The organism is Paenibacillus pini JCM 16418, assembly GCF_000576305.1.
GTDB lineage: Bacteria > Bacillota > Bacilli > Paenibacillales > Paenibacillaceae > Paenibacillus_AQ > Paenibacillus_AQ pini.
Window position 1 is genome coordinate 1 of the sequence record NZ_BAVZ01000043.1, and the last position, 7,446, is coordinate 7,446.

The window sequence follows — 7,446 nt, forward strand, 5'->3', positions numbered from 1 at the left end:
TCAGAATGGTCGCAGGACACAAGTTGTAAATATTGTAGGAAAGAAGACTTTGATAGTGAAACTCTTCTAGAGTTTCTTTTAAAAGAATTGAAGATGAGTCGTAAAGAGCTAATTAAGCAATATAAAGAGAGTGAATAAAATCCACGTTTCACATTGAAAGGATAAATAATGAAGGAAAGTAAAGAAAAACTTCACGTTGTACTTGTACGTTATCTCGAAGATGGCGGAGATTCCTTCAGTGATTCTAAAATTAAAGTTTTTCCTTGTAAATCAAGGATTGCTTCGGAGTTATTTGAACAATATTATGAAGACAATTTACCTAAGACACAGCTATGCAGTATAGAGATTGCCGAACTACCAATTTACGATTTTTAATCGTTCATGAAAGATAGTTTTTATGCACAGATGGAGGTCTAATTAATGCAGTATTTGCAATACTTATGGGAAACTTTTAAATGCAATATTTTATACATACAAGTCTATAGTAAAAAATTCATTCCATTCGATAAATGTTCTAGGGAATCTTTTAAGAATAAAAAAATATAAGGAGCTTGATAATTAATGGGTATTTTAAATGATGAGTTAGAATCAATCACAAATCAGTATCTTGAAGAAACAGAGGATAATGTTGAACTAGAGCTTGCAGGATTCAATACAGAGGGATGGACAATTGATAATAAAGAAATGGCAATGAAGGTAGATTACTTGCTAAATAAACTGGAAGAGAAGAATGCTGAAGATGAGGAAATATCTAAAGCACAGAAGGCTCCATTACAAGCTAAAATTGATAAGTTAGAAGAAGGAAAGGCTAAGATTGACGAATGGTTAGAACGTAGTACTAAATCCCGTAAAGCCAATATTGAGAGCCTTAAAGTTCATATGCATTTGTATCATCAACGCCTGATTGCTGCCGAAGAGTTGGAAAATGAAAAGCGAGTATCAGAAGGCAAAAAACCATTGAAAATTAGCAAATCAATTAAACTTACATATCGTGATTTGACCAGTAAAGTGAAGCAGCCAGAAATCATTAAAGATGATAGTTTGCTCACTGATTGGGTTGTAGATAATTACTCAGATACCATCTCGCTAGATGAGTTGAAAAGCATTCTTAAATCAAAAGAAAAGAATGAAGAGTCACAAGTTTCAATTAACGAATTAATTGATCTCATTAGTAAGGCCGAGTCTTCTTATATCAAACGTGAAGCTAAATTGTCTTGGGGGGATTATAAGAAATCACTACAACAGAAGAGTATTAATATAGTCGAACTAGATGATGCTGGTAAGGAAGTTATTGTAGGCACAGAACTGATTTATGTTGATGAGAATGGATCTAGAGTTCCAGTACAACTGATTGAACGTGGAGTCGAATATGATTGGAAATTAAACAAGTAAAAAATACTATATTATACAATTTAATAATTGACTGATTAACGTAGAATATGCTAAACTTAACTTAGAAATAGGAAAAGTATGGCATATTCTTTTGTATATTGACTAACAGCAGGAGGAATGAGTGATTTGAATATCAGAAAGAGAATAGCCCAAAGAATTTGCCCTGGAGTTTTTATGGAAAATCAGATACTAATCAAAAGAAATATAGATCTCAGGCAAGATATATCTAACACAAAATCTGAGCTGAAAAAGAATAATAGATTACTATCGAGTCTTGAAGAATTAATGAAGCAAAATTATAAATTAATCTCAGTTTCATTAACAAAATCAATATATAATATGAATGAAACTGTAATAGTTTACTCATCAGGTAACCGTAACGGTATAGATATTTATGTTAAACATCCATCGAAGAGCCGTCATTATTTAGTTGTATATGTTGAGATAAACGAAGACAATAATAGTATTTTCATTGCGAATATTGAATCTTCTGAAGAAAATAGCAATAAAGGCTATGGCTCTCTTGCTATGGAGTATTTATTGAAATATGTAAAGGATCATCGAATCAGGAAAATTAGTGGAATAATTTCTCATGTTGATGCTGCGCATTATGATCGATTAGAACATTATTACAATAAATTTGGTTTTGATGTGGACTTTAAAAAAATGAGAATAGAAAAAACACTTTGAGTATTTGATAAAGCTTCAGAATAATAAATTAAAAACATTATCAACTTAGATGCTATATACGGTTTGAAGTGTACATAAAACAATTCTTTTATTTTATATGGGAGTGTGATGTGGTGAAGAAGATTGTAAAAGCACCAGACGGTACATATTGCATATGGTCTACAATTGCAGAGGACTTTTAGTGTACCAAGCTACTAAAGAAGAGATAATTGATTTTTATGTTGAGGAAGCCAAAAGAGAAATAAGAGCTAGGGTCAACGAGGAAATTGAAAAAGTTGAGAATAGCACAACACTTCAAAACTTTAATTTTAAGCAAGCCATGGATCAACGCACATGGAATAAATCTTCAGAAGATTTGAATGATGAAACGTTTAATAAGTGGTTAAACAAACAAATAGATCTTTTGTAATGAGTCTTTTATACAAGTTAAAAACTTACACAGTGATTGTAAATTTCAGAATAGGTGGTTTTTAGTATTAATATTTTTGATAGAGACGTAGAGTTACCACCTATGAGTGAGTGGAATTGGCCTGCAATAATCATCTTAATTGTTGCAATTATAATTTATGTAATTATTCATGAGTGGCTTTTAAAGTTTTTTAGTATACTAGGAGATAAAGTTTGGAATAAGTATGGAAAAAAATAAGCGCTAAAAAATGAGAAGTTTATCTGCCAGTACTTGCCTTGCTGATATTATAATAATATAAATGACCTTTCTTTTTAGTTAATAGAGGAGAGTAGATTAGGATGAAAAAAGGTATTGAGATTAGTGGAGCAATTTTCGCTAATGAGGGAAATATTGATCATGATGAGTTTCTTGATAAGTTTATTGAGTTCATAGAGGCTAATGGATGGGGATTTGGTGGGGTAGTAAGCAAATAGACGAAGAAGGAAACGACTTTAGAGAATAAAACTTGCCTTTCATGAGGAATAAGAGATATCAGGGTTAATATTGAGGAGACTGGAAGTTTTAATAAGGAACATTATTTGTATTCTTCTTGTGTTATAAACGTTTTAATGAAATTAAATAACGTTCTAAAACGACTTTAGAAAATTTTCTCAACAATGGAGGAGCCTATGTCAAAAATATCCTTAACGGGTAGCTGTGATTACATAGTGATAAAAAAGAATTATTTGATAGACGATAAAATAACATGGCAAGCAAAAGGTATGTATACATACTTATTATCAGTATCCGAAAATGCCACTTTTAATTTAAATGTTTTAAAAACGATTAGTAAAAATGGTCGCGATTCAACAGCTAATATTATAAACGAGTTAGAGTCCAACGGTTACATAAAAAGGATTCAGTCGCGAAATATAAGTGGTCAATTCGACAAAAATAAAGTTGCAGTTAGAAATTTATAAAAAATTCTTCAATAAGCTTAAAGTTAAAAAGTCCTATCGAAATGTGAGTTTTATCAAAAATGGAATGAGGTGAAAAGAATTGGAGGAAGTTATTTATGTGGTATCGCTCAACTACGTTCATGATTATGAGAATATATTAGTTACAACAGACTTGGAAAGAGCAATTAACAAAAATATAGAATCAAATCACTCTGAAATTACAGTATGGATAGATGGTGTTGAAATTGAAACTTATGGGAATAGTGTTCACCACAATCAAACCACGTACAAAATAATACACGATAGAGTATTAGAAATAGTTAACAATTATTTGAATAAAATATGACTTTTACGACGAAGAAAGGATGATGCTATAAGTGATCTATGTAACAGGAGATATTCATGGCACTATAAGTGTTGGACGTAGATTGAACACAAAGAATTTTCCAGAGCAAAAGAAGTTAACTAAAGATGATTATGTAATTATTGTTGGTGATTTCGGACTAATCTGGGACGGAAGCAAGGAAGATCAATATTGGTTGAAATGGCTAGATAAAGAAAAACCATTCACTACACTGTTTATTGATGGTAATCATGAGAACTTTGATCTACTTGAAGCGTATCCAGTAGAACAATGGAATGGTGGAAAAGTGCATAGAATTAATCATAGTGTTATTCATTTGACGCGTGGACAAATGTTTGATATAGAAGGACAAAAGTTCTTTACATTCGGTGGGGCTGCATCACATGATAAGGAATATAGAAAAGAAGGTAAGACGTGGTGGAGCAGAGAGATGCCCTCAAAAGGGGAATATGAAGAAGGGCTAGATATCCTTAATAAGCATGATTGGAGAGCTGACTATATTTTAACTCATACATGCTCGACAACTGCCTTAGAGTATATTTCTGAACGATATGGTATTCATATGGAGTTAGATAAAATGCATTTGTACTTTTATAATATTGAAGAGAAACTAAGCTATAAAAAATGGTTTTTCGGACACTTTCATCATGATTGTGAGCTGCCAAAAGATCAAAGATTGATATATTGCGATATGGTTAGAATTAAGTAAAACAAATATATGAGGTGATCGAACTGTACAAAGTTTTAAGTCATGGAATTTATGATCATGATGGAAATGAATTGAATATCGAAGATACTGTAAAGATATACGAATCTCAAGGTCTTAAAGTAACTAGAGAAAGAAAACTAGAAACAATCTATTATATGAATGATGACGGAGATGTTTACACAACTGAAGAAAACTGTGAAGTAGTCAAGTTTGTTTAAAACAAATATTTCATTAAAAAGGAGAGTGTAAATGTTAAAAGAATTCAAAAGGTTAGTAGTAGGATTGACTGTAAAAGACGAAGGTGCAGCACTAGATGTTTTAGAAACTCTTTCTAAACTCTCTAAAACAGTAGAATTAGATAAAACTTACTGGGTTTCTGAGTGGTCATGGACTCCAATTTCGGATGGGATTTACTCATATGAAGAACATTTAAGAAACTCTAAGGTTAATAACAATATTACTGCTTATTACACTGATAAAAATTATAGAACATATTTTCCATGGGATATTTATGAAACTAAAGAAGAATGCGATTTAGCTTGTAAACTAAAAAATAGCTTTGGATATGATTGGGATATTGGCCTTGGAAAGTTTATAAGAATGAATGATTTGTCTGTTAAGCAAATCTAATGATACAAATATTATATGAAAGTAGTGGTGATATAACATTAATAAAACATATGGTGGACTATATGAAATCAAAGAGTACGATTCATCTGAGATCATTAAATTTAAGAATGAAATTGGAAAGTTAAGACTAAAGCAAGATAATTTGAAGGAAAAATACAAAAGCGTTAAAGAGTACGCTGAATGCGTCGAAAGAATTAATCATTTAATTGATTTTATTGAGAATGAAGAAGACTCTTTATATTGGGAATGATAAAAGTTTGAATGAACGTACATTTTAAGCAGAAAAAAAGTATAGATGATCTCATAAAAATATCTTATTGTAATAAGGAGAATCTTTTTTGGAAAACAATAATCTTATGACAAGAATTCCTTCAATTTTCTTTAAAAGTAGCAAGTTGTTCTTTTATTTAAATGCTGCTGTATTTATTTTGTTACCATTATTTACAATAGTTAGGAATAGATTCATAGAAATTCCAATTCTATATTATAATATATTCGCACTACTGATTTATTGCTTTGTGTTTATTCAGAATCGTGAATTATTACCTCTCGATAAATCTTCAAAAATGAGTAGCAACATTAAATATTATATTGTTTTTCCTATGGCAGCCCCCTTTTTAATTGCAATTTTTATAAAATATTTTTCAAAGCTTTTCTCTACTGGAGAGAATCCACAAAATCTAACACAGTACACAACGTTCGAAAAGTTTGCAGCGAGTTTATTTTCAGCCTTGATTGCGGGAGCAGAAGAAATATGGAGATATTCAACAATACTTGTTATTTCAATGTTATTACATAAATTAGTATGTAAGATTATCAATAAAAATAAAATCATATATCAAAATATTATCTTAGCTATCGCTTTATTGATAAGCTCTCTTATTTTTGGATGGTTACATACATTCAGCTACTCAGAAGGTTGGTTTGATTTTGATATTTACAATTCTATTGTCGGGATTTGGATTTTGTCTTGGACTCATATTGTTATTGACTAGAAGAATATGGTGTGTAGTTATTACTCATATAATGTTTGATGTCAGCACATCTTTTACTCTTTATCGTCCTAATCTCGCTTTGGCATGGAATTTAATCGCGTTATTGATCATTGGTTTTGCAATACTAAATTTTTCGGTTAATATCACTCATGATAAAATGAGGAAACATAAGGATGCAGACCAATAACATATAAGGAGTGTTAAAATGACTAATCTGACTATTAAATTTCACAAAGAAACAGTTAAGGAGTATATGCTTCCGCTGTACATAAAGATGGGCGAATATCTACACCAAATTATCGAAATGAACGATTACTATTATTTGCTTTGTATGAACAATGGAAGTGTTCAGCTTGGATACAAATCAACAACTATAAAAGAGATGTTGGATGCCCTAAAAGATCAGGATTATTGCTTTGTTAATGTTCATATCGAAGCGACAAAAAATTTATAAAAGTTTACTTTGATCAAGGCTAAGGAAAGGAGTAATAAACAGGTTGGCAAGAAAGGGAGATTATTATCCGCTTAATGATTATAGTATCAAAGGGGATTATGCTGCACTACATTTTATAAATAAGAAAAGGGAAGAGTTAGAAATTCTGGTGGATATGGCAGTACTAGATTATTTGATAAAAATAAATCATCATTGGAGAGCTACCTATAGAAAGAAAACGGACAGTTATTATGCACAAACTATTTTGCACAATCAGAAATTAATTGAACAATATAAAACAAGAACTCCATACTTACATAAAATAGTGTTAGAAGCCGATGCAAGTCAAAATCAATATGTTCATCATAAGAACCACAATACACTTGATAATCGAATAAGTAACCTAGAGGTAACAACAAATGAAAATAATTCTAAGGATAGGAATGGACAGAATAAAAATAATACATCTGGCTATCGCAATGTTTGTTGGAATAAGAATGTTGAAATGTGGATGGTTCAGTTACAAATAGATGGAGAGAACACTAGATTAGGATATTTTGATGATGTACATGAGGCAGGTAAATTCGCAGAAAGAATGAGAAAGAAATACTATGGTAAATATGCAGGGAAAAATAGAGTCTAAAACACTCAGGAATGCTGGTTTTATACAGATAGGTAAACTGATTAACCGTTATGGTACGGAGGTTGTGAAATGGCACTATCACCAGAAAATATTACTAAGCTGCAACAAGTAAGGGATGAGCTTACAACTGAACCAGATCCAGAAGAGAGTGATGCCGAAGTAGAGCCTTTCCTTAAGAAACATGAAAAAATATGCTGAAGAAAAGGCTTGAAATAATAAAGGAGAGAAAAGATATTTTTTAAA

13 protein-coding genes are annotated in these 7,446 nt (G+C 31.0%); all 13 read left to right on the forward strand.

Features of this window, described 5'->3' with window-relative positions:
- The first annotated feature begins 168 nt into the window (after positions 1-168).
- The 13 genes from JCM16418_RS23010 (at position 169) to JCM16418_RS26495 (ending at position 7,401) form a co-directional block, all read left to right on the forward strand.
- Positions 169-375, forward strand: coding sequence for a hypothetical protein (locus JCM16418_RS23010; protein WP_036653707.1), 207 nt, complete (start codon positions 169-171; stop codon positions 373-375).
- Positions 376-561: 186 nt separating this feature from the next.
- Positions 562-1,392, forward strand: coding sequence for a hypothetical protein (locus tag JCM16418_RS23015; RefSeq protein ID WP_036653709.1), 831 nt, complete (start codon positions 562-564; stop codon positions 1,390-1,392).
- Positions 1,393-1,518: 126 nt separating this feature from the next.
- Positions 1,519-2,082: a GNAT family N-acetyltransferase gene (locus tag JCM16418_RS24080; protein WP_052020732.1), complete on the forward strand. Its 564-nt coding sequence runs from the start codon at positions 1,519-1,521 to the stop codon at positions 2,080-2,082.
- 181 nt (positions 2,083-2,263) lie between these two features.
- Positions 2,264-2,491 (forward strand): hypothetical protein, encoded by a 228-nt coding sequence (locus JCM16418_RS23025; protein ID WP_036653711.1) that lies wholly within the window; start codon positions 2,264-2,266, stop codon positions 2,489-2,491.
- A 338-nt stretch (positions 2,492-2,829) separates the two neighbouring features.
- Positions 2,830-2,964 (forward strand): YggL 50S ribosome-binding family protein, encoded by a 135-nt coding sequence (locus JCM16418_RS26175; protein ID WP_218186969.1) that lies wholly within the window; start codon positions 2,830-2,832, stop codon positions 2,962-2,964.
- 195 nt (positions 2,965-3,159) lie between these two features.
- Positions 3,160-3,450, forward strand: coding sequence for a hypothetical protein (locus tag JCM16418_RS23030; protein ID WP_036653713.1), 291 nt, complete (start codon positions 3,160-3,162; stop codon positions 3,448-3,450).
- 79 nt (positions 3,451-3,529) lie between these two features.
- Positions 3,530-3,775, forward strand: a complete 246-nt coding sequence (locus tag JCM16418_RS23035) for a hypothetical protein (protein ID WP_036653714.1) — start codon at positions 3,530-3,532, stop codon at positions 3,773-3,775.
- A gap of 31 nt (positions 3,776-3,806) precedes the next feature.
- Positions 3,807-4,502 (forward strand): metallophosphoesterase family protein, encoded by a 696-nt coding sequence (locus tag JCM16418_RS23040; protein ID WP_036653716.1) that lies wholly within the window; start codon positions 3,807-3,809, stop codon positions 4,500-4,502.
- Between the two features lie 249 nt (positions 4,503-4,751).
- The gene (locus tag JCM16418_RS23045) at positions 4,752-5,132 is read left to right on the forward strand and encodes a hypothetical protein (protein WP_036653718.1); all 381 of its coding nucleotides are present in this window, start codon (positions 4,752-4,754) and stop codon (positions 5,130-5,132) included.
- 338 nt (positions 5,133-5,470) lie between these two features.
- On the forward strand, positions 5,471-6,127 hold the full coding sequence (locus JCM16418_RS23050; RefSeq protein ID WP_036653720.1) for a hypothetical protein: 657 nt from the start codon (positions 5,471-5,473) through the stop codon (positions 6,125-6,127).
- A gap of 205 nt (positions 6,128-6,332) precedes the next feature.
- The gene (locus JCM16418_RS23055; protein ID WP_036653722.1) at positions 6,333-6,581 is read left to right on the forward strand and encodes a hypothetical protein; all 249 of its coding nucleotides are present in this window, start codon (positions 6,333-6,335) and stop codon (positions 6,579-6,581) included.
- A 43-nt stretch (positions 6,582-6,624) separates the two neighbouring features.
- A complete protein-coding gene (locus JCM16418_RS23060) occupies positions 6,625-7,203 on the forward strand; it encodes an HNH endonuclease (protein WP_036653723.1) in 579 nt (192 codons plus the stop codon).
- Between the two features lie 69 nt (positions 7,204-7,272).
- Positions 7,273-7,401, forward strand: a complete 129-nt coding sequence (locus JCM16418_RS26495) for a hypothetical protein (protein WP_256203078.1) — start codon at positions 7,273-7,275, stop codon at positions 7,399-7,401.
- The last annotated feature ends 45 nt before the right edge of the window (positions 7,402-7,446 follow it).

Excerpts from the sequence above, each read along its gene's own strand:
- JCM16418_RS26175 (WP_218186969.1), top strand. The coding sequence starts at position 2,830 with ATGAAAAAAGGTATTGAGATTAGTGGAGCAATTTTCGCTAATGAGGGA.
- JCM16418_RS26495 (WP_256203078.1), top strand. The coding sequence starts at position 7,273 with ATGGCACTATCACCAGAAAATATTACTAAGCTGCAACAAGTAAGGGAT.
- JCM16418_RS23045 (WP_036653718.1), top strand. The coding sequence starts at position 4,752 with ATGTTAAAAGAATTCAAAAGGTTAGTAGTAGGATTGACTGTAAAAGAC.
- JCM16418_RS23055 (WP_036653722.1), top strand. The coding sequence starts at position 6,333 with ATGACTAATCTGACTATTAAATTTCACAAAGAAACAGTTAAGGAGTAT.
- JCM16418_RS23010 (WP_036653707.1), top strand. The coding sequence starts at position 169 with ATGAAGGAAAGTAAAGAAAAACTTCACGTTGTACTTGTACGTTATCTC.
- JCM16418_RS23030 (WP_036653713.1), top strand. The coding sequence starts at position 3,160 with ATGTCAAAAATATCCTTAACGGGTAGCTGTGATTACATAGTGATAAAA.
- JCM16418_RS23015 (WP_036653709.1), top strand. The coding sequence starts at position 562 with ATGGGTATTTTAAATGATGAGTTAGAATCAATCACAAATCAGTATCTT.